Consider the following 22,994-nt stretch of genomic DNA (forward strand, 5'->3'; position numbering starts at 1 on the left):
CAGACACAAGATCAGCAGACACCCAGCAGATCCTGCCGACATGTGAACCACCTGCCAAGGGTTGCAACAAACTTCATTCTGAAACGATCAGTTAGAGGAAGCCGTCGCGGTGGGGCGGCCTGCCTTCGAAGCTCCATGGGGAAGCCCCCTGCAAGGGGTGGTGATCCTGCTCGCCGACAACGGGCTCCACGACCGTGCGCTGCAGCTCCTGGACGAGTGCGGCCCGCGACGCAACGCCGTCACAGACCGCGCACCTGCTGGCACGCCGGAACCGTCCCGGGGAAGCGCTGGCCGCCATCCCCGGCGTTGCCGCTCAACGGGAAGCACGGGAAGCGCGGGAAGTACGGGAACACGGGAAGCGCAGGAAGACGGGAAGCACCGGAAGCACGGGAACGCGGTCAGACCTGCACGATCACTCAACCTCCGGTGAGGGAACCGAGCGGTCGCCGGCCTCCGATGACAGCGCTCGATCTTCGCCGCGAGAGGCCGCGGGCCACCTGGGCATGACCGAGCGGCGGCTATGTACTAGAGTTATCTCGACATCGAGATATCTGCCGAGGCGCACCGCAGCCGCCGCCCGGTAAGGGTTACCTAACTAATCCTTACCTTAGCGGATGGTCGGGACCGTAGACGGCAAAACGCGGCGCCGACTGCCAATGAGGCGCGGCGCGGAGATACGCGCACATTGAAGAAGGAGACTGTCGTGTCGGCGAACAGCTTCGACGCCCGCAGCACGCTGCGCGTGGGTGACGAGTCGTACGAGATCTTCAAGCTGGACAAGGTAGAGGGCTCCGCGCGCCTCCCGTACAGCCTGAAGGTCCTGCTGGAGAACCTGCTCCGCACCGAGGACGGCGCGAACATCACCGCCGACCACATCCGGGCCATCGGTGGCTGGAACTCCCAGGCGCAGCCCAGCCAGGAGATCCAGTTCACGCCGGCCCGCGTGATCATGCAGGACTTCACCGGCGTGCCGTGTGTCGTGGACCTGGCCACCATGCGCGAGGCCGTCAAGGAGCTCGGCGGCGACCCGGCGAAGATCAACCCGCTGGCCCCGGCCGAGCTGGTCATCGACCACTCCGTCATCGCCGACAAGTTCGGCACGAAGGAAGCCTTCGGCCAGAACGTCGAGCTGGAGTACGGCCGCAACAAGGAGCGCTACCAGTTCCTGCGCTGGGGCCAGACCGCCTTCGACGAGTTCAAGGTGGTCCCCCCGGGCACCGGCATCGTCCACCAGGTGAACATCGAGCACCTGGCCCGCACGGTCATGGTCCGGGGTGGCCAGGCGTACCCCGACACGCTCGTCGGCACCGACTCGCACACCACCATGGTCAACGGCCTCGGCGTGCTGGGCTGGGGCGTCGGCGGCATCGAGGCCGAGGCCGCGATGCTCGGCCAGCCGGTCTCCATGCTCATCCCGCGCGTCGTCGGCTTCAAGCTGACCGGCGAGCTCCCGGCCGGCACCACCGCCACCGACCTCGTGCTGACCATCACCGAGATGCTCCGCAAGCACGGCGTCGTCGGCAAGTTCGTCGAGTTCTACGGTGAGGGCGTCGCCGCCACCTCGCTCGCGAACCGCGCCACCATCGGCAACATGTCGCCGGAGTTCGGCTCCACCGCCGCGATCTTCCCGATCGACGACGAGACGCTGAAGTACCTGCGTCTGACCGGCCGCGACGCCCAGCAGGTCGCGCTCGTCGAGGCGTACGCCAAGGAGCAGGGCCTCTGGCTCGACCCGGCCGCCGAGCCGGACTTCTCCGAGAAGCTGGAGCTCGACCTCTCCACCGTCGTCCCCTCCATCGCCGGCCCGAAGCGCCCGCAGGACCGCATCGTCCTCGCGAACGCCAAGGAGCAGTTCGCCCAGGACGTGCGCAACTACGTCGTGGACGACATGGAGGCGAGCAAGGAGTCCTTCCCGGCCTCCGACGCCCCGGCCGTGTCCCCGAACGGCGTCCCGTCGAACCCGGTCACCGTGACGGCCCCCGACGGCACGACGTACGAGCTCGACCACGGCGCCGTCACCGTCGCCGCGATCACCTCGTGCACCAACACCTCCAACCCGTACGTCATGGTCGCCGCCGCGCTCGTCGCGAAGAAGGCCGTGGAGAAGGGGCTGACCCGCAAGCCGTGGGTCAAGACCACCCTCGCCCCGGGCTCGAAGGTCGTCACCGACTACTTCGACAAGGCGGGCCTGACCCCGTACCTCGACAAGGTCGGCTTCAACCTCGTCGGCTACGGCTGCACCACCTGCATCGGCAACTCCGGCCCGCTGCCGGACGAGGTCTCCAAGGCGGTCAACGAGCACGACCTGGCCGTGACCTCGGTGCTCTCGGGCAACCGTAACTTCGAGGGCCGGATCAACCCCGACGTCAAGATGAACTACCTGGCGTCCCCGCCGCTGGTCGTCGCGTACGCCATCGCCGGTTCGATGAAGGTCGACATCACCAAGGACGCCCTCGGCGTCGACCAGGAGGGCAAGCCCGTCTTCCTCCAGGACATCTGGCCCTCCGAGGCCGAGGTGAACGACGTCGTCGCCAACTCCATTGGCGAGGACATGTTCAACAAGTCCTACCAGGACGTCTTCGCGGGCGACGCCCAGTGGCAGGCGCTGTCGATCCCGACCGGCAACACCTTCGAGTGGGACTCCGAGTCCACCTACGTGCGCAAGCCCCCGTACTTCGAGGGCATGACGATGGAGACGTCCCCGGTCGAGGACATCACCGGCGCCCGTGTCCTGGCCAAGCTGGGCGACTCGGTCACCACCGACCACATCTCCCCGGCCGGTGCGATCAAGGGCGACACCCCGGCCGGCAAGTACCTCACGGAGCACGGCATCGAGCGCCGTGACTTCAACTCCTACGGCTCGCGCCGTGGCAACCACGAGGTCATGATCCGCGGCACGTTCGCCAACATCCGCCTGCGCAACCAGATCGCGCCGGGCACCGAGGGCGGCTTCACCCGCGACTTCACCCAGGCCGATGCCCCGGTGTCGTTCATCTACGACGCCTCGCAGAACTACCAGGCCGCCGGCGTTCCGCTCGTCATCCTGGCGGGCAAGGAGTACGGCTCCGGATCGTCCCGCGACTGGGCGGCCAAGGGCACCGCGCTGCTGGGCGTCAAGGCCGTCATCGCCGAGTCGTACGAGCGCATCCACCGCTCGAACCTCATCGGCATGGGCGTCCTGCCGCTCCAGTACCCGGAGGGCCAGAACGCCGAGACGCTCGGTCTCACCGGCGAGGAGACCTTCTCCTTCACCGGCGTCACCGAGCTGAACGACGGCACCACCCCGCGCACGGTCAAGGTCACCACCGACACCGGTGTGGAGTTCGACGGCGTCGTCCGTATCGACACCCCCGGCGAGGCGGACTACTACCGCAACGGCGGCATCCTGCAGTACGTGCTCCGCAGCCTGATCCGCAAGTAGGCGGGCAGCGGACCGGCCGGCAGCGGACCGGCAGGTAGCGCGCGGCCAGGCCACGGAACGGAAGGGCCGCACCACGGGTCGCCCCGGGGTGCGGCCCTTCCGCGTTCCCGCGCCGCGGCCGAGGGCCCCGCCTCAGGACTTGCGGGGAGGCAACGCCTTGATCCCCTGCGAGCCCTGAGCGGAGAAGCCGTGCCCGGGCGGGCTGCGCACCGGTCAGCGGTCATGCTGCGCGGCCAGGGCTGTCACGCCGCGTCGCAGGCGGCGGAAGTACGTGGCGCGGCTGAGGTGCAGGCTGTGGGCGACCTGCCAGTGGGTGCCCGACCGGTCGACGTAGTACGCGCGCAGGACTCTCCCGGCATCGGCGTCGGCCACTGAGGGGCTTGCCGCCAGGGCGTCCACGGCTTCGACGAGCCAGGCGCGCAACGCCCGGACCGTCGGTGTGTGCGCGGCGGCGAGGAGCGGACTGCCGGCCAGCCCCTTGGTGGTGTGCAGGTTGCCCAGCGCTTCGGTCAGGTGGGCCGCGGCGGATGCGTCGGCGGCGTCCGGAGCGGCGGCGGTGGCGCTCAGACGGCGGAGCCAGGCGGGGAGCGCCGCGCCGGTGAAGTCGTTGCTGTAGACCTGCGGGGCGCGTCCGCAGCGGTAGATGTCGTCGTGGATCGCCCCATGGCGGCGGAAGGCGAGACTGTCGAGAAGCCGGTGGTAGCCGGGGTCGGCGGTGGACACCAGGAGCCTCCCGCTCGTGACCGCCTGCCGCAGGATGTGGCGCAGCACCTGGGCGTGGACGGCCGGTTCGGGGCAGAACGCCGCCCCCAGGAACAGCCCGCCGCGGTCGCCCGCCGCGAGGCGCTCAGTGTGTTGCTGGAGCAGAGGCTCCATGCCCGCCAGGGTCTGCTCCCGGACGCCGATCAGACTGATCAGCCCGATCGGCTGTCCGTCGATGTCCCGGGCCAGGCGGAACCCGGTGATGTCGTCGTCCAGCCACCGGGTGACCAGCCGTTCCGTCCTGCGCTGGTCGAACCCCTTGAGTGATGCCCAGCCGTGCATCAGGCGGCCGATGTCGTCGGCGTCTGCGCCCCGGGCTGTCACGATCGGGACCGGTGGGCGGCCGGGCGGGAAGAGCACCTCCCGTACGACCCGGTCACCGGCCAGGAGCATGGACTGCTCGGCCAGTTCGGCCCGCCGCTCGGGCGAGGCCGTCCCGGTGAGCATCGCACCGCGGTAGCGCGCCGCGCGGGCGAGCAGCGCGCCGTGCTGGTCCGGCCGCCGCCACTGGTAGGTCATGTCGAGCACGGCGCGGTACGGTTCGGCGACGGCCAGGCCCAGGGCGGTCCGGCGGACCAGGCTGAGCCCGGCCAGCTCCGTGAACAAGTCCGGACCCGTGGCCAGCAGCTTCTCGTCCGCCGCGCCGACGGCGGCGAGCAGCCGGAGCGTATGGGCCCGGCGGCGGCCCGGCATTTCGCGCGCCAGGCGCTGGAGGATCTCGGCGCTGACCTCGTCGGCCACCGCTGCGGGGACGGTGGGCGTGGCGCCGGCGTGCATCGCCCGGCAGGCGGCGAGCGCCAGCAGGGGGATCCCGCCGGCCAGTCGGACGACGAGGTCCCGCGCGTCGGGGTCCGCGAGGCCCGCCCGGCTCGCGAGCGTCCTGATCTCGCTGTCGGGCAGAGGAGGAACGGCGAGGGTGATCATGTCGCCCCCGGCCCATCCCCGAGCCGCCCGCAACGGCCTGCGGCTGAGCACGAGTACGGGGCGGCGGCCGGCGGGGGCGGCGTCGAGCGCCCCGGCGGCGTACTCCATCGCCGTAGCCCCGTCGACGCCGTCCAGCACCAGCGGCCTGCGGTCATCCCCGGTCACGGCCCGCCGCAAGCCGCCGGGGGCGTGCGGGCGGGACAGATCGACGCGCTGGGCGTCGAGCGAGCGGGTGAGCCAGGTCTTCCCCACGCCGAGCGGACCGGTCAGATTCACCAGCGGACGGGCCGCGACCGCCGCGCCCAGTTCGGCGGCCAGGGCCGCCCGTGTACCGCTGTCACCGTCGTTCGCCCCCATCGGGCCCCCCATCGGATGGTCCCCTGACGCAGTCCGAGGCCCCGATACGGGTTGAGACGCATATGAGACTCCCGGCGAGGCGGGAGCCTATACGTTCATCCACGTGTCCTGACCGACTAGCAACGGAGGAACCGTGAAGAAGTTCATCGGGGCGGCCGGAGCCGTGTTCAGCGTCCTCGCCCTCGCCGTGGGAATGGCGCCCCCAGCCGCGGCCGACAGTCCGTCCAACGGCCGTTGGAACAACATGCGGGCCCTGCACACCGGAATGTGCGCCGCCGTGGGCAACAACTCGACCAAAGCGGGCGCCGGGCTGATCCAGTACCCGTGCGACTACAAGTCCAACAAGCAGTTCTACGCCCAGGGGGCGGGCACGAACGCGTACTTCCTGCGGATCAGATCCACCAACATGTGCGTGACCCCGCAGACCGGCGCCGACCACGCCCTCCTCGTCCAGTCCCCGTGCGCCAACGTGGACTCGCAGGTGTGGGTGGCCGAGCACGCCGGCAACGACAGCTGGAAGATGCGGAACCGGGCTACGGGCTTCTGCATGGGCGTCGCGTGGGGCACCACCAACAGCGGCCAGCCGTTGGACCAGTCCGCCTGCGGCTCGTTCAACGGCCAGACCTGGCGGTTCACCGCGGTGTAGTACGCCCGGTCGGCCGGCCGGCCAGGAGGTAGCGCAGCCTTCTCGGCCCCGAACCTCTGCGGGGGTGCGGAGCCCGGGCCCTGTCAGGCGGCCTTACGTTCTTGGCCAGGTTGATCGAGCCATTCCGCAGAGTTGGGTCGCCCAGGGGTGCTGGGTGGGGCTTTGAGACGGCTGCCGTCCGCGGCTGTGCTCGAATCGCCGCCCGGCACCCCGCGACGACCTGGCCGCTGAGCAGCCGGCGCCTCAGCCCGCCGACGCCGACACAGGCTCCGCCTCCGACTCCGAGCCCGCCTCCGGTGCGGCCTCCGACTCCGACGGTGTCCGCGAGAGGTCGTCGATCCGGCACGTCGTGCCGCGGGGCACCTCGCCCAAACCCTGGACCTTCTTCTCGGCGGACCGGCCGGGGCCGAGGCCCAGTATCCCGGTCACGCCCTCCGAGACCTTGACACCGTTCTTGTCGAGGAACTCGACGCTGATGACGTAGTCCGCCGCAGCGGCCGAGCCGTTCACCACCGTCACATCGGCCGACTGCCACCCGATGGCCGGGTCGCGCGTGCACGCCGTGATCGTGACGTCCTCCGCCACATCCGGCTCGGTCGCGGTGGGCTTCGGCGCGGGTTCCACGGGCGCCGCGTCATACGGGGCGTCCCTCCGCTCGGGCGGCAGCGCGATGGAGTCCGAGACCGAGTGCAGCAACGAGTAGACGAGCGCCACCACCGCCCCCGCCAGGACGAGAGCCCCGCCCACGGAGAGCGTCACGACCAGCCCCGTACGCTGCTTGCGCGGCGGCGCGGCGGGAGCGGCCCACGGGGAGGGCACCGGCCCGGCCGCCCACGGGTCCGGCTGCTGCGGTCGCGGCTGCGGCTGTTCGGGCGGCGGAGGCGGAAAGTTCTCGGACATGCGGTCCCCCCACGGGAAGGCGTTCAGGTGCGGGACTTACGGTACGTGGCCCGACCCGAACCACGCGTACCACCACCAGCAGCAACCCACGCCACCAGCAGCAACCCACGCCACCGGCACCACCCGTACCACCCGTACCCGACACACCACCTGTACCCGACACACCCCGTACAGAAAGCGAACGGACCGTCATGGGCGAGCTGATCCTCATCCGGCACGGCGAGACCGAGTGGTCCCGCTCCGGGCAGCACACGAGCTACACCGACCTCCCCCTCACCGACGTCGGTGAGCGCCAGGCCCGCGCGCTCGTGCCGCTGCTGGCCGACCGGCACATCGAGCTCACGCTCGTCAGTCCGCTGATCCGGGCCCGGCGCACCGCCGAACTGGCCGGGCTCACCGCCCCCCGGGTCACCCCCGAGCTGCGGGAGTGGGACTACGGCGGGTACGAAGGCGTCACCACGCGGGAGATCCGCCGCACCCGGCCGTTCTGGAACCTGTGGACCGACGGCGTCGACCCCGGCTCCCCGGAGCACCCGGGGGAGAGCCCCGAACAGATCGGGCAACGGGCCGACCAGGTGCTCGCGGGCGTCCGGTCGGCCGCCGAGGAGATCGGGGACGGGGACATCGCGCTCGTGGCGCACTCGCACTTCCTGCGTGTCCTCACGGCCCGCTACCTCGGGCTGACCCCGGCCGAGGGCCGGCTCTTCCAGCTCGCCACCGGTGCCGTCTCCCGGCTCGGCACCGAACACGGCCGGCCGGTCGTCGTCGCACTGAACCTCGCGCTGCCCGAGCGCCTCCAGGACCGCTGAGCGGCCTTGCGGGAGCCGCGTCGGCGCACCGGAGACCGCCGCGCGGCCCCTCCACGAGTGCGGGGGCCGCGCGGGGCGGCCCAGGACGCCGACGGCCGGTGCCCCGCCACGGGACACCGGCCGCCTGCGCTCACCGCGTACGGGTCAGGAGAGCAGCTCGACCTCCGCGAGCGTCGCCGGACCCGTCAGCACCAGCCGGTACTTCGTGTACGCGCCGGGACGGTCCACCGAGAACACCCGGGTCTGCCGGTCCCAGGCGAACGACTGGCCGGAACGGCGGTCGATGTCCTTCCACTTCCTGCCGTCGGCCGAGCCCTGGAGCGTCCAGCCCGTCGGGGCCTTCTCGGCCGCCGCCGACGTCAGCGTGTACTGGACCCCCTTCGTGGCCGAGGCGGAGCCGACCGGCAGCTCCACCGACTCGACGGTCGCCGAGGTGGCCGAGGTGTCGTCGAAGAGCGCGCCGTCGCCCTGGAGCGCGTCGCTCTTGGGCGTCGGGACCTTGTCGTCCTTCTGGACGGAGACCGGCGCCGCGTCCTTGCCCGTGCCCCACGCCGACGGCTTCGGGCCCATGTCGAACTTCAGCGTGCCGCCCTTCGCCAGCACGTCGTGCGGGAGCGCGGTGGAGGTCCACTTCTTGCCGTTGACCTTCACGCCCTGCACGTAGATGTTCTCCGCGCTGTTCTTCGGGGCCTTCACGACCAGCTTGCGGCCGTTGTCCATGCGGACGGTCACCTTCTTGAAGAGCGGCGAGCCGATCGCGTACTCCCCGCTGCCCATCACCAGCGGGTAGAAGCCGAGCGCCGAGAAGAGGAACCAGGCCGACTGCTCGCCGTTGTCCTCGTCGCCGTGGATGCCCTGCCCGATCTCGCTGCCGACGTACAGCCGGCTCAGCACCTCGCGGACCTTCTCCTGCGTCTTGTACGGCTGCGAGGCCGCGTTGTACATGTACGTGGCGTGGTGGGCGACCTGGTTGCTGTGCCCGTACTGGCCCATCCGCACGTCACGCGCCTCGGTCATCTCGTGGATGACGCCGCCGTAGCTGCCGACGAACTCCGGGCCCGCCGTCTCCGGCGTCGAGAAGTACGTGTCCAGCTTCTCGGCCAGACCCGCCCGGCCGCCGTACAGGTTGGCCAGGCCCCGGCTGTCCTGCGGGGCGGTGAAGGCGTAGCCCCAGCCGTTGGTCTCGGTGTAGTCGTAGCCCCAGACGCGGGGGTCGTAACTGCCCGAGGGCAGGCGCCAGTCGCCGTTCGGCTTCTTGCCCTGGAAGAACCCGGCCTTCTCGTCGAAGAGCTTGACGTACTTCTGCGCCCGGTTCATGAAGTACTCGGACTCTTCCTTGTACCGCGCCTTCTTCGTCTTCCTGTACAGCTCCTGGCCCATCCGGGCGATGCCGTAGTCGTTTACGTAGCCCTCCAGGGACCAGGACAGGCCCTCGTGGGTGGCGGTGTCCGCGTAGCCGGTGAAGACCGAGGTCCGAAGGCCCTTGCGGCCGACGCCCGGGGACGGCGGGGCCACGGTGGCGTTCTTGAGCGCCGCGTCGTACGCAGCCTCGGCGTCGAACTTCACGCCCTTGACGTACGCGTCGGCGAACGCCACGTCCGAGCTGGTGCCGGTCATCAGGTCCGCGTAGCCGGGGGAGGACCAGCGCGAGGTCCAGCCGCCGTCCTTGTAGTGCTGGACGAAGCCGTCCACCAGCTTCCCGGCCTTCTTCGGGGAGAAGAAGGAGTAGGCGGGCCACGTCGTGCGGTAGGTGTCCCAGAAGCCGTTGTTGACGTACACCTCGCCGTCAACGATCTTCGCGCCGGTCCGCGTGGGGGTGTTCTCGCCGACGGCCTTGGAGAAGGGGCTGGCGTACCTGTTCTTCCCCTTCACCTTCTCGTGGCCGGAGTTCGGGTAGAGGTAGAGCCGGTAGAGGCTGGAATAGAGCGTCGTCAGCTGGTCGGCGTTCGCGCCCTCCACCTCGACCGTGCGCAGGATGTCGTCCCAGGCGCTCTGCGCCTTGCGCTGCACCCGGTCGAAGGAGGCGGACTCCGGGATCTCCATGGCCAGGTTCCGCTTCGCCTGGTCGACGCCGATCAGCGAGGTGGCCAGACGCAGGTTGACCGTGCGGTCCTTGCCCGCGTCGAAACGGAAGAACCCGGTGACGTCGTCGCCCCCGCCGCCCTTCAGCCTGCCGCTGTCGGTGACCGGCGCGTCGAAGACGCCGTACACGAACATGCGGGTCGCGCCGGTGGACAGGCCGCTCCTGACGTCCGAGTAGCCGGAGAAGCTTCCGGTCTTCGGGTCCAGGGTGATGCCGCCGTCGTTCGAGACGTTGTCGAAGACGAGGCTCGCGTCCTTGCCGGGATAGGTGAACCGCATCCGGGCCGCGTGGTCGGTCGGCGTCATCTCGGCCTTGAGGCCGTTCTCGAAGGTGACGCCGTAGTAGTGCGGCTTCGCCGTCTCGTTCTCGTGCCGGAACGGCAGCGCGCGGGCGCTCCGGGACGCGTCGGGGGTGCCGCTCGCGGCGGACGGCATCAGCTGGAAGGTCTGCCGGTCGCCCATCCAGGGGCTCGGCTCGTGGCTGGCGCTGAACGCCTGGAGCGTCGGGAGGTTGTCGGCGTTGTTGCCCCGGTGGTAGTCGTACAGCCAGCTGGTGGTTCCGGCGTTGGTGACCGGCGTCCAGAAGTTGAAGCCGTGCGGGACAGCCGTGGCCGGAATGTTGTTGCCGCGTGAGAAGCCGCCGCTGGAGTTCGTGCCGCGGGTCGTCAGCGCGTAGTCCGACAGGTGCGCCTTGCGCTTCTCGGGGGCCTTCGGGGCGATCGTGATGTCGTCGACCCAGCCCTGGAACTTCGCCGGGCCCTTGGGGGAGTCGTACGCCACCAGGATCCGGTCGACCGTCTTGCCCGCGGCGACCGTGCCGAGGCGGGCGGCGACCTTGTTCCACTGGTTGACGTAGAGGCGCTTGGCGTCCGCCTGGCCCCGCGGCGTCAGCAGCCCGCCGTGGCTGTCGGTGGCCTTGAGATCGCTCAGGTACGTGCCGTCGGTGAAGGCCAGGTCCACCGCGACGTGGGTGGCCGGGTAGCTGAGGTCCGTCTCGCCCATCTGCGGGTAGACGAGGTAGGACAGCTCGGTGTCCTTGGTGACGGCCGTGTTCACGTCGAAGATCTTGTTGTACGAGTAGGCGCGTCCGTCCGGGGTGTGGGTGCCCGCGTAACGCAGTGCCTTCTTTCCGGTGAATCCCGCGCCCGACTTCGCGGTGGGGGACCCGGAGGGGCCGCGATCGGGCCGGCTGCGCATCTCGTCCGGCACCGGCGCGGAGGTGTCACCGTTCGAGAACTGAACGTCGGCGAGCTGGAGCACGCCCGAAGCGCCGTTGTTCTTCGTGATCTCCAGCCGGAAGTGCCGGTAGGCGGTGTCGCCCGCGATGTCGTACGTCTTCGTCTCGTGCCGTTTGGCGAAGGTCTCGCCGTCGCGGGTGTCGAGGTCGGTCCACTCCTTCCCGTCCGCCGAGCCCTTGAGCGTCCAGTCCCTCGGATCGCGCTCGGCGTGGTCGTTGGCCGAAGTGAGGGCGTACGTCACGACCTTGACGGGTTCGTCCAGATCGAACTCGGCCCAGCCGGTGGCCTGGAACGTGAGCCACTTGGAGCCCGGTTCGACGTCGACGAGGTTCTCCTTGACCTCGCCGCCGCCGGTGTTCTCGGCGCTCGCGCGGACCTCCGTCACCCGATCGGTGACATTGCCCGGTATGCCGGAGGAGAAGCCTCCGTCGACGCCGGAGGACCGCTTCTCGCCGTCGGGTCCCTCCTCCACGGTGTCGCGCCAGTCCGGCTGCGTCTCGTCCGCCTCGAAGGAGGTGCTGAAGGTCCGGTCGCCGGACGGTTTCCGGTCCGGCGAGGAGGGTTGCGCGGTGGCGACCGCGGGGGCGATCACCACCAGCGCCAGGGATGCAGCCAGGGCGGCTGCTGTGGGGGTCCGTCTCCGGCGCGGGGCCGGGCGGGGGGCCGTGTGAGGGGCCGTGTCGGAGTCGTGTTCGAGGCCGCGTGGTGGCTGCATGCCGAGCCGTTCCTCCCCGGGAAAATGCATGGACAACGTTGTCATTGCGCAAGGCAAGGTCCAGTAGGGAGCCAAGTGACGGGACGTGTCAAGGGTGTTGTCGCGGGACTCGTCGACGAATCGGCCGGAATGCGGAAATAGCCACCGCGGGAGGAGGGCGCACGGTGCCGAGGTGTCCGTGAGGTCTCAACTCGGGAAAGACTGCCGCCCAAACCTGCTTTCGATCTTGCTCAGTTGGCGACAAGTGGACTATACCTGTCGGCATCTGCACGGTCGCTTCACGCGGACGTGCGCGCGGGGGAAACAGGAACGTTCGCGAGGACGCCGGAGGCGTCCGCGCTGTACGGTCTCCCGAACTCCCCGCTGCACCGGCCCGTCCGGTACAGCTGCACATCCGCACGACCCAAGCGCAACTGACCGCGGTGGCGGGCCCCTTCGCCTGAGGCGAATTTTCGACGGGTGACCGGTACACCGCCTGAGTCCTGGAGAAGGCGAGGACTTGAGCATGGGATCCACCTCCGCCCACAACAATGAGGGCCTTGGCCGTCGCGATCTGATCAAGCGTTCTGCCGCACTCGGCCTGATCGCTGTTCCGACGATGAGCTTCCTGTCCGCCTGCGCGAGCGGCGACAGCGGCAGCGACGACAAGGTCGAAAAGGGCGAAAAGACCGAGAAGAACCCGCTGGCCGTCAACGGCAGCGCTCCGCTGGAGATCGTCATCTTCGACGGTGGCTTCGGCACCAAGTACGCCGAGGACGCCAAGGCCGTCTACGAGAAGACCTATCCCGACGCGAAGGTCAAGTTCTCCGCGACGCAGAAGATCCAGTCGGTTCTTCAGCCGCGGTTCAACGGTGGCACCCCGCCGGACCTGATCGACAACTCCGGCGCCCAGCAGATGGACATGGGCGTCCTGGTCGGCAAGAAGCAGCTCACCGACCTGACCCCGCTGCTCGACGCCCCCTCCATCGACGACCCCGCCAAGAAGGTTCGCGACACCCTGCGGCCCGGCATCGTCGAGATGGGCCAGTTCGACGGCGAGCAGGTCTGGATCATGTACTACGCGTACACGGTCTACGGCGTCTGGTACTCGCAGACCGCCCTGGAGAAGCTCGACGCCACGTACCCGGAGACCTGGGACGAGATGCTCGCGCTCTGCAAGAAGGCGAAGAAGGAGGGCATCGCCGGCTGGACCTACCCCGGCAAGCACCCCTACTACCTGCCCTTCTCGCTGTACCCGTTCATCGGGAAGATCGGTGGCGTCGAGGTCCTCGACGCGATCGACAACCTGGAGCCGAAGGCGTGGGAGCACCCCGCCGTCAAGGCGGCCTTCGAGGCGTACTACGAGCTCGTCGCCAAGGACTACATCCTGGAGGGCACCCCGGGCCTGGACCACCGAGGCTCCCAGGGCGCGTGGGCCCGCGGCAAGGCGCTGTTCATCCCGAACGGCTCCTGGGTCGAGAACGAGGAAGCGGCGATCATCCCCAAGGACTTCAAGCTGTCCGTGGGCGCTCCCTCCAGCCTGGACTCCTCGGACAAGCTGCCCTTCGGCACCCTCTGGGCGTCCGGCGGCGAGCCGTTCATCGTCCCGAGCAAGGCGAAGAACCAGGCGGGCGGCATGGAGCAGCTGCGCATCATGCTCAGCGAGGCATCCTCCAAGTCCTTCACCAGCAGCACCAAGTCGCTCTCCGCCTTCAACGGCGGAACGGACGGCATCGAGCTCTCCGACGGCCTGAAGTCCGGTGTCGCCGCGCTGGAGAAGGCCGGCACCAATGTGGTCAACCCGCGCCTGCAGGACTGGTACGTCAAGCTCCAGAAGGAGCAGATCGGCGTCTCCGCGCTCGGCGAGATGATGGCCGGCCGCGCCAAGCCGGCGGAGACCATCAAGAAGATCCAGGCTTTCGCCGACGCGACCGCCAAGGACCAGTCCATCAAGCACTTCAAGCACCAGTGACCACGCGTCACCAGCGGCGGGCAGCACGGGAAGGTCGGAGTCGGTAACGATGCAACACGGTAAATACCGGTTCATAGTCGGGTTCTTGGTGGTCCCGATGGCGTTGTACGTCATCTTCGTCATCTGGCCCTTCATCCAGTCCATCTACTACTCGTTCACGGACTGGACGGGCCTGAGCCCCGACTTCAAGATGGTCGGGTTCGACAACTACACCAAGATGCTCGACGACGACGTCTTCTGGAAATCGCTGCAGCACAGTGTGCTGCTGGCCGTGCTGCTGCCGTTGGTGACGCTCGGGCTCGCGCTGTTCTTCGCCTTCATGCTCAACGTGGGCGGGCGGCGCCGCAAGGGCGCCGCCATCGCCGGCGTACGGGGCTCGGGCTTCTACAAGATCGCGTACTTCTTCCCGCAGGTGCTCTCGATCGCGATCGTGGCGATCCTGTTCCAGTTCGCCTTCGACCCGGCCCAGGGCATGATCAACGGCACGCTCAAGGCCGTGGGGATCAGCGACGTACCCGACTGGCTGGGCGACCCGAAACTGGCCCTGTGGTGCATCATGGCGGTCCTCGTCTGGTGCACGACCGGCTTCTTCGTGGTGCTGTTCTCCGCGGGCATGGCCTCCATCCCCAAGGACTTCTACGAAGCCGCCCTGCTGGACGGGGCGAGCCGCTTCACGACCTTCTTCCGGATCACGCTGCCCCTGCTGTGGGACACGGTCCAGTCCGGCTGGGTCTACATGGGCATCCTGGCGCTCGGCGCCGAGGGCTTCGCGATCGTCCACATCATGAGCGTCGGACCCGGCGGGCCCGACTACTCGACCACCGTCCTGCCGCTGTACGTCTACCAGTCGGCGTTCCGTGACGGACAGGCGGGCTACGCGACCACGATCGGTGTCGCCCTGCTCATCGTGACGCTGGCGTTCGCCGCCGTCGTCATGCGGGTGGGCCGGCGCGAGCGGCTGGAGTTCTGATGAAGACCACTGACACCCCTCCCTCCGACGCCGCGGGGCCCTCCACCGGCGCCGACGCCCCGCGGGTCCCGGCCCAGCGCACCGGCCCGGTGGGCAAGAGCCCCTCGGCCCCCGCGAAGAGCGGTGAGGGCAAGGTCCTCAACGTCTTCTCGCACGGGATGCTCGTCCTGTGGGCGATCATGGTCGTCCTGCCGCTGTTCTGGGCGGTGATGTCCTCGTTCAAGACCGACGCGGACATCTTCAACACGCCCTGGTCGCTGCCCAGTTCGCTGAACTTCGACAGCTGGGGCCGGGCCTGGAGCCAGGCCCACATGAGCGAGTACTTCCTCAACACCATCCTGGTGGTCGGCGGGTCGCTCGTGGGCACCCTGGTCCTCGGGTCCATGGCCGCCTATGTGCTCGCCCGCTTCGAGTTCCCGGGCAACCGTTTCATTTACTTCTTGTTCGTCGGCGGCATGAGCTTCCCGATCATGCTGGCGCTGGTCCCGTTGTTCTACGTCATGGACAACATGGGGATGCTCAACACGATCCACGGCCTGATCCTCGTGTACATCGCGTACTCGCTGCCGTTCACCGTGTTCTTCCTGACGTCGTTCTTCCGTACGCTGCCGACCTCGGTGGCGGAGGCGTCGATCATCGACGGGGCTTCGCACACCCGTACGTTCTTCCAGGTCATGCTGCCGATGGCCAAGCCCGGCCTGATCAGCGTCGGGATCTTCAACTTCCTCGGGCAGTGGAACCAGTACATGCTGCCGACGGTGCTGAACACCGACCCGGAGAAGCGGGTCCTGGCCCAGGGCCTGGTGGAGCTGGCCTCCAGCCAGGGCTACAAGGGCGACTACTCCGGCCTCTTCGCCGGCCTGGTGATCGCGATGCTGCCCGTACTGGCGGCGTACATCGTCTTCCAGCGGCAGGTCGTGTCCGGCCTGACGGCGGGCGCCCTGAAGTAGCCCGCGTCTCGCGTACGGCCCGGTGCCCCGGCGGAATCCCTCCGCCGGGGCACCGGGCCGTTGCGGTGTGCGCGTGCTCAGGTCTTGACGGGAGGCACCCCAGAACGGTCAGCTTAGGGTTCACATGTTGGAGGAAGCCGGGGTCTCATCGCTGCGGCCCCGGCCGGGGCGGTCCTCAGGACCGCCCGCCAAGGGCAGGAGTGGATGAGTCGATGGAGACTCCCGGGTCGCAGACATCGCTGCACAGGGCCAATCTGGAGCGGGTCGTACGCGCCGTACGGATGGCAGGATCGCTCACCCAGGCGGAGATCGCCCGGAGCACCGGGCTCTCCGCGGCCACGGTCTCCAATATCGTCCGGGAGCTGAAGGACGGCGGAACGGTCGAGGTCACCCCGACCTCGGCGGGCGGCCGGCGGGCCCGCAGCGTCTCGCTCAGCGGGGACGCCGGCATCGTCATCGGCGTCGACTTCGGCCATACGCACCTGCGCGTCGCCATCGGCAACCTCGCCCACCAGGTGCTCGCCGAGGAGTCCGAGCCGCTGGATGTCGACGCCTCGTCCGCCGAGGGCTTCGACCGGGCGGAGGTGCTGGTCAAGCGGCTGATCGAGGCCACCGGGATCGGCCCGGGCAAGGTGATCGGCGTCGGTCTGGGCGTGCCGGGCCCCATCGACGTCGAGTCCGGCACGCTGGGCTCCACCTCGATCCTGCCGGGCTGGACGGGCATCAACCCCAGCCAGGAGCTGTCCGGCCGCCTCGGCGTGCCCGTGTACGTCGACAACGACGCCAACCTCGGGGCCCTGGGCGAGCTGGTCTGGGGGAGCGGGAGGGGTGTCAAGGACCTCGCGTACATCAAGGTCGCCAGCGGCGTCGGCGCCGGTCTGGTGATCGACGGGACCATCTACCGGGGCCCCGGCGGCACGGCCGGGGAGATCGGGCACATCACGCTCGACGAGTCGGGCCCGGTCTGCCGCTGCGGCAACCGGGGGTGCCTGGAGACCTTCACCGCCGCCCGCTACGTCCTGCCCCTGCTCCGGCCGAGCCACGGCCCCGGGCTCACCATGGAGCGCGTGGTCCAGCTGGCCCGGGAGGGCGACCCGGGCTGCCGCCGGGTGATCGGCGACGTGGGCCGCCACATCGGCAGCGGTGTGGCCAACCTGTGCAATCTGCTCAACCCCAGCCGGGTCGTGCTCGGGGGCTCGCTCGCGGAGGCCGGGGAGCTGGTCCTCGGGCCCATCCGGGACTCCGTGTCGCGTTACGCGATCCCCAGCGCGGCCCGGCAGCTCTCGGTGCTGCCCGGCGCGCTCGGCGGCCGTGCGGAGGTGCTGGGCGCGCTCGCCCTGGTGCTCAGCGAGATGGGGGATTCGACCCTTTTGGAAAATACCCTCCCCGCGGCGACTCCTGCCTTCACTTAGATAACGAATGGCACCGTTGTCATCTCGTTAAGGATTTACTCCTTGACGCTGACGCTGGGGCCGAGTTGACTTCCAGCCACCTCGGCCGCAACGTCGCGGCCTCGTCAGGGAGGTTCGAGAATGAACACGCGTATGCGTCGTGCCGCCGTTGCCGTCGCCGCCACCACGATGGCGGTCTCGCTGGCCGCGTGCGGGAGCGCCAAGGAGTCCGGCGACAAGGCCGACCAGAGCTCGGAGAAGAAGGGCGACGACCTGAAGATAGGTCTGCTCCTCCCCGAGAACCAGACGGCCCGCTACGAGAAGTTCGACCGGCCGATCATCGAGAAGAAGATCAGCGAGCTCACCGGCGGCAAGGCGGAGGTCGTCTACGCCAACGCCAAGCAGGACGCGACCACGCAGGCGCAGCAGGTCGACACCATGATCACCAACAAGGTCGACGCGCTCATCCTGGGTGCGGTGGACGCCAAGGCGATCGAGAACAGCGTCAAGAAGGCCAAGAAGGAAGGCATTCCGGTCGTCGCGTTCGACCGCCTCGCCGAGGGCCCCATCGACGCCTACACCTCCTTCGACAACGAAGAGGTCGGCCGGGCCCAGGGCACCGCCCTGCTGGAGGCCCTGGGCGACAAGGCCGACGGCGGCACGATCGTGATGATGAACGGCGCGATCACCGACCCGAACGCCAAGCTCTTCAAGAAGGGCGCCAAGTCCGTCCTCGACGGCAAGGTGAAGTACGGCAAGGAGTACGACACCAAGGAGTGGAAGCCGGAGAACGCCAACGCCAACATGGAAGCGGCGATCACCGCGCTCGGCAAGGACAAGATCGACGGCGTCTACTCCGCCAACGACGGCATGGCGGGCGGCATCATCACCGCCCTCAAGGCCGCCGGCATGCCGAAGCTCCCCCCGGTCACCGGTCAGGACGCCGAACTGGCGGGCGTGCAGCGCATCGTCACCGGTGAGCAGTTCATGAGCGTCTACAAGTCCTACCCCGCGGAGGGCATCGTCGCCGCGGAGATGGCCGTCGCCCTCGCCAAGGGCGAGAAGCTCGACTCCATCGCCACCTCCAAGGTCGACAACGCCGGCCAGAAGGACATCCCGACGGTGCTCGTCCCGGTCATCTCGCTGACCAAGGACAACATCAAGGACACCGTCGTCAAGGACGGCATCTGGACGGTGGACGAGATCTGCTCGGCCAAGTACAAGGCCGCCTGCGACAAGATCGGTCTGAAGTAGGCACCCGGGACCCGGCCCGCCCCCGAGCCGCCGGGTCCCGCCGCCCCGACGCCCGCCGCCACGCCCGCCGCGACCCCGCGAGGGCCGGCGGCCCCACCGCCCGCGCACGCCCGCCGGACCCCGGCCCGCACGCGCCACGAAGCCTGTCCGGCGCCCCGCACACCAACCGTCCCGCTACCGGGCGGGGCGCCGGACGGAACGCTCACACCTCATCTGTTCTCTTTGCTCGACACCGCCGCGCCTTTCCCCCGGGCGCGGCATCCCCGCCGGTCAGGCGGCGAAGGAGATGGTTCATGTGTCCGCTACGCCCGTGTTGGCGTTGCGAGGGGTCTCCAAGCGATTCGGTGCCGTACAGGTACTCACCGATGTAGAGCTTGAGGTCCACGCCGGCGAGGTGGTCGCCCTCGTGGGCGACAACGGCGCCGGCAAATCAACGCTGGTCAAGACGATCGCCGGAGTGCACCCCATCGATGACGGCGTCATCGAGTGGGAGGGCAGGGCCGTGCGGATCGACAAGCCGCACGATGCCCAGAACCTCGGCGTCGCGACGGTCTATCAGGACCTCGCGCTGTGCGACAACATCGACGTCGTCGGCAACCTCTACCTGGGCCGGGAGCTGCGCAGATTCGGCATCCTGGACGAGGTGGAGATGGAGCGCCGCTCCCGCGAGCTGCTGTCCACCCTCTCCATCCGCATCCCGAGCGTCCGCATCCCGATCGCCTCGCTCTCCGGCGGCCAGCGCCAGACCGTGGCCATCGCCCGGTCGATGCTCGGCGAGCCCCGGCTCGTCATCCTCGACGAGCCGACCGCGGCCCTCGGGGTCGAGCAGACCGCCCAGGTCCTCGACCTCGTCGAGCGGCTGCGCGAGCGCGGACACGCGGTCATCCTCATCAGCCACAACATGGCCGATGTGAAGGCCGTCGCCAACAAGGTCGCCGTGCTCCGCCTCGGCCGGAACAACGGTGTCTTCGATGTGAAGACCACCTCCCAGGAAGAGATCATCTCCGCCATCACGGGCGCCACGGACAACGCCGTGACCCGACGTGCGGCGCGCAACGCGGAGGTTTCCCAGTGACCACCGACGAGACCACCAACCCGGTGGACCCGACCAGCACCACGCTGGACAAGACTCCTGCCCCGGCGGACGGGCAGGGCGGCAACCCGGAGGCGGCCGACGGCACCGCCACGGCGGTCGACCCCCGCCTGCTCGTCCGCGAGCAGGGCCTCGTCGGCTACGTCACCGAGTTCAAGCGCAAGATCAGCGGCGGCGACCTGGGCTCGATCCCCGTGATCGTCGGCCTCGCGATCATCGCCATCGTCTTCCAGAGCATGAACTCCGAGTTCCTCTCCGCGAAGAACATCAGCGACATCGCCACCACGATGGTCGCCACCGGCATGATGGCCGTGGGCATCATCTTCGTCCTGCTGCTCGGCGAGATCGACCTCTCGGTCGGCTCCGTCTCCGGCGTCTCCGGCGCCCTGATAGCGGTGCTCAGCGTCACCCAGGGCATGAACGAATGGCTGGCGATCCTCGTCGCCATCGTCAGCGGCGCGGTGATGGGCGCCATCCACGGCTTCTTCTTCGCCCGCATCGGCGCGCCCGCCTTCGCGGTCACCCTGGCCGGCCTGCTGTTCTGGCTCGGCTTCATGCTCCAGCTGCTCGGCGACTCCGGCACGATCAACCTGGACGGCGACGGGGTGGTCGGCAAGCTGACCACGTACTACTTCACCGACGTCGCCGCCGCCTACGGGCTCGCCGCGATCGCGGTCATCGGCTACTTCGCCGCCGCCTTCCTGGACACCCGCCGCCGCGAGGCAGCCGGCATCCCGGCCCGCCCGATCGCCGACATCGTGGTGCGCACCGCCGTCCTCGCGGTGTTCGCCTTCGCCGCCGCGTACATGTTCAACCAGTACCGCGGTCTGCCGCTGGCGCTCGTCCTGTTCCTGATCGTCCTGGTCGGCACGGACTTCCTGCTCCGCCGCACGGCCTACGGGCGGAAGATCTTCGCACTCGGCGGCAGCGTCGAGGCGTCCCGGCGCGCCGGCATCAACGTCACCGCGATCCGCATCTCCGTCTTCTCCATCGCGGGGACCTTCGCGGCGATCGGCGGCCTGTTCTGGGCCTCCAAGATCGCGGCGGCCAACCAGGGCTCCGGGACCGGCGACCTCCTGATGAACGTCATCGCGGCGGCCGTCATCGGCGGCACCAGCCTCTTCGGCGGCCGCGGCCGCACCTGGAACGCCCTGCTCGGCGTCATGGTGATCGTCTCCATCCAGTACGGACTGTCGCTGGAAGGCATCGCCACGCCGATCCAGTACATGGTCACGGGCGCTGTGCTTCTCGCCACGGTCGTCATCGACTCCGTCACCCGTAAGACCCAGAAGACCGCGGGCCGCGCCTGACCGCACAACCGCGCAGGCGCCCGGTGCCCCAGGGGTACCGGGCGCCTGCGCGTCCCCGGCGTTCCGCACCCGGACCAGGCGGCCCGGCGCGTACGAACAGGGCCGCCCGATGCCCGCCGCCGGGAGCGGAACATTAGACTCATCGGATCGGCACGCTCGATCAGCTCAAACGCAAGGAGGCACGGGTGGATCTGCTGACCCGCATCAAGGGACCGCGCGACCTGGACCGGCTCAGCCTCGGTGAGCTGGAGCAGCTCGCGGAGGAGATCCGCACCTTCCTCGTGGACGCGGTGTCCAAGACCGGCGGACACCTCGGCCCCAACCTGGGCGTCGTCGAGCTCACCATCGCCCTGCACCGGGTCTTCGAATCGCCCCGGGACAAGGTGCTCTGGGACACCGGCCACCAGAGCTACGTCCACAAACTGCTCACCGGCCGCCAGGACTTCTCCCGGCTCAAGAGCAAGGGCGGCCTCTCCGGCTACCCCTCGCGTGCCGAGTCCGAGCACGACATCATCGAGAACAGCCACGCCTCCACGGTCCTCGGTTGGGCCGACGGCCTGGCCAAGGCGAACGAGGTCCTCGCCAAGGACGACCACGTCGTCGCGGTCATCGGCGACGGCGCTCTCACCGGCGGCATGGCCTGGGAGGCGCTGAACAACATCGCCGCCGCCAAGGACCGCCCCCTCGTCATCGTCGTCAACGACAACGAGCGCTCCTACGCCCCGACCATCGGCGGCCTCGCCAACCACCTCGCCACCCTCCGTACGACCGACGGCTACGAACGGTTCCTGGCCCGCGGCAAGGACATCCTGGAGCGCACGCCCGTCGTCGGCCGTCCGCTGTACGAGACCCTGCACGGCGCCAAGAAGGGCCTCAAGGACTTCATCGCCCCGCAGGGCATGTTCGAGGACCTCGGCCTCAAGTACGTCGGCCCGATCGACGGCCACGACATCGAGGCCCTGGAGTCCGCGCTCCAGCGCGCCAAGCGCTTCGGCGGCCCGGTCATCGTGCACTGCCTCACGGAGAAGGGCCGCGGCTACACCCCGGCCCTCCAGGACGAGGCCGACCGCTTCCACGCGGTGGGCAAGATCCACCCGGACACCGGTCTGCCGATCTCCACCTCCGGCCTCGACTGGACCTCGGTCTTCGGCGAGGAGATGCTCAAGCTCGGCCAGGAGCGGGAGGACATCGTCGCGATCACCGCGGCCATGCTCCAGCCCGTCGGCCTCGGCAAGTTCGAGGAGGCGTTCCCGGACCGGATCTACGACGTCGGCATCGCCGAGCAGCACGGCGCGGTCTCCGCGGCCGGCCTCGCCACCGGCGGACTCCACCCGGTCTTCGCGGTCTACGCCACCTTCCTCAACCGCGCCTTCGACCAGGTCCTGATGGACGTCGCCCTGCACCGGTGCGGCGTCACCTTCGTGCTGGACCGGGCAGGCGTCACCGGCACGGACGGCGCCTCGCACAACGGCATGTGGGACATGTCGATCCTCCAGTGCGTGCCCACGCTCCGGATCGCCGCCCCGCGCGACGCCGACCAGGTCCGCGCGCAGCTGCGCGAGGCCGTCGCCGTCGACGACGCGCCCACCGTGGTCCGCTTCTCCAAGGGCGCGGTCGGGCCCGCCGTCACGGCGGTCGGCAAGGCCGGCGGCATGGACGTCCTGCGCGAGCCGGAGGCCGCCCGCCCGGACGTCCTGATCGTCTCCGTCGGCGCGCTCGCGCCGATGTGCCTGGAGATCGCCGACCTGCTGGACGCCCAGGGCATCTCCACCACCGTCGTCGACCCGCGCTGGGTCAAGCCCGTCGACGAGGCGCTCGCCCCGCTCGCCGAGCGCCACCGCGTCGTCGTCACGGTCGAGGACAACAGCCGCGCCGGAGGCGTCGGCTCCGCCATCGCCCAGGCCCTGCGCGACGCCGGGGTGGACGTGCCGCTGCGCGACTTCGGCATCCCGCCGGTCTTCCTCGACCACGCCTCGCGCGGCGAGGTCATGGCCGAGATCGGACTGACCGCGCCGGACATCGCCCGCCAGGTCACCGGCCTGGTCGCCAAGCTCGACGGCCGCTTCGAGAGCCGCGCCGTGGAGCCCGCCCGCGACTAGGCAGGCCCTCCCCACGGCCGACGGGCCGGGAGAACCGCCCCTGTACGGGTGGTTCTCCCGGCCCGTTCGCGTGAAGGGGGCCGGATACCGCGTTCCTGTGCGGCACGGTCCCCATCATGGCG

The 22,994-nt window shown here is 69.4% G+C and carries 14 protein-coding genes; 11 read left to right on the forward strand and 3 right to left on the reverse strand.

The annotated features are described in order from the left end of the window. The first annotated feature begins 703 nt into the window (after window positions 1-703). Entirely contained in the window at window positions 704-3,421 is a 2,718-nt protein-coding gene (acnA, locus tag ACIQMU_RS18245; RefSeq protein ID WP_402689221.1) for an aconitate hydratase AcnA, read from the forward strand. Between the two features lie 213 nt (window positions 3,422-3,634). On the opposite strand, the gene ACIQMU_RS18250 is transcribed toward acnA, so the two are convergent. Continuing rightward, on the reverse strand, window positions 3,635-5,464 hold the full coding sequence (locus ACIQMU_RS18250) for a DUF1492 domain-containing protein (protein ID WP_402689222.1): 1,830 nt from the start codon (window positions 5,462-5,464) through the stop codon (window positions 3,635-3,637). A gap of 133 nt (window positions 5,465-5,597) precedes the next feature. On the opposite strand from ACIQMU_RS18250, the gene ACIQMU_RS18255 reads away from it, so the two are divergent. Then, entirely contained in the window at window positions 5,598-6,110 is a 513-nt protein-coding gene (locus ACIQMU_RS18255; RefSeq protein WP_352240557.1) for an RICIN domain-containing protein, read from the forward strand. Window positions 6,111-6,353: 243 nt separating this feature from the next. On the opposite strand, the gene ACIQMU_RS18260 is transcribed toward ACIQMU_RS18255, so the two are convergent. Next, window positions 6,354-7,010 (reverse strand): hypothetical protein, encoded by a 657-nt coding sequence (locus tag ACIQMU_RS18260; protein ID WP_402689223.1) that lies wholly within the window; start codon window positions 7,008-7,010, stop codon window positions 6,354-6,356. A gap of 191 nt (window positions 7,011-7,201) precedes the next feature. On the opposite strand from ACIQMU_RS18260, the gene ACIQMU_RS18265 reads away from it, so the two are divergent. Continuing rightward, window positions 7,202-7,819, forward strand: a complete 618-nt coding sequence (locus ACIQMU_RS18265) for a histidine phosphatase family protein (protein WP_356724323.1) — start codon at window positions 7,202-7,204, stop codon at window positions 7,817-7,819. A gap of 144 nt (window positions 7,820-7,963) precedes the next feature. On the opposite strand, the gene ACIQMU_RS18270 is transcribed toward ACIQMU_RS18265, so the two are convergent. After that, window positions 7,964-11,854, reverse strand: coding sequence for a GH92 family glycosyl hydrolase (locus tag ACIQMU_RS18270; protein ID WP_352240560.1), 3,891 nt, complete (start codon window positions 11,852-11,854; stop codon window positions 7,964-7,966). Window positions 11,855-12,359: 505 nt separating this feature from the next. Between ACIQMU_RS18270 and ngcE the strand changes: the two genes are divergently transcribed. From ngcE to dxs, 8 genes are all read left to right on the forward strand, one after another. After that, entirely contained in the window at window positions 12,360-13,805 is a 1,446-nt protein-coding gene (gene ngcE, locus ACIQMU_RS18275; RefSeq protein ID WP_352240561.1) for an N-acetylglucosamine/diacetylchitobiose ABC transporter substrate-binding protein, read from the forward strand. Between the two features lie 49 nt (window positions 13,806-13,854). Beyond that, complete coding sequence (locus ACIQMU_RS18280; RefSeq protein WP_352240563.1) at window positions 13,855-14,775, forward strand: sugar ABC transporter permease; 921 nt, start codon at window positions 13,855-13,857, stop codon at window positions 14,773-14,775. Then, window positions 14,775-15,725, forward strand: a complete 951-nt coding sequence (locus tag ACIQMU_RS18285) for a carbohydrate ABC transporter permease (protein WP_352240564.1) — start codon at window positions 14,775-14,777, stop codon at window positions 15,723-15,725. The genes ACIQMU_RS18280 and ACIQMU_RS18285 overlap by 1 nt, the downstream gene beginning before the upstream one ends. 212 nt (window positions 15,726-15,937) lie before the next feature. Then, window positions 15,938-17,137, forward strand: coding sequence for an ROK family protein (locus tag ACIQMU_RS18290; RefSeq protein ID WP_402689224.1), 1,200 nt, complete (start codon window positions 15,938-15,940; stop codon window positions 17,135-17,137). A gap of 120 nt (window positions 17,138-17,257) precedes the next feature. Continuing rightward, entirely contained in the window at window positions 17,258-18,370 is a 1,113-nt protein-coding gene (locus ACIQMU_RS18295) for a substrate-binding domain-containing protein (protein WP_352240566.1), read from the forward strand. Window positions 18,371-18,656: 286 nt separating this feature from the next. Then, window positions 18,657-19,445, forward strand: a complete 789-nt coding sequence (locus tag ACIQMU_RS18300) for an ATP-binding cassette domain-containing protein (protein WP_352240567.1) — start codon at window positions 18,657-18,659, stop codon at window positions 19,443-19,445. Next, window positions 19,442-20,773, forward strand: a complete 1,332-nt coding sequence (locus ACIQMU_RS18305; protein WP_352240568.1) for an ABC transporter permease subunit — start codon at window positions 19,442-19,444, stop codon at window positions 20,771-20,773. Before ACIQMU_RS18300 ends, ACIQMU_RS18305 begins: the two co-directional genes overlap by 4 nt. A 185-nt stretch (window positions 20,774-20,958) precedes the next feature. Further along, window positions 20,959-22,872 carry a 1-deoxy-D-xylulose-5-phosphate synthase gene (dxs, locus tag ACIQMU_RS18310; RefSeq protein WP_402689225.1) on the forward strand — a complete coding sequence of 638 codons (1,914 nt, stop codon included), beginning with the start codon at window positions 20,959-20,961 and terminating at the stop codon, window positions 22,870-22,872. Window positions 22,873-22,994 lie beyond the last annotated feature (122 nt).

This window comes from Streptomyces sp. NPDC091649, assembly GCF_044756785.1.
GTDB lineage: Bacteria > Actinomycetota > Actinomycetes > Streptomycetales > Streptomycetaceae > Streptomyces.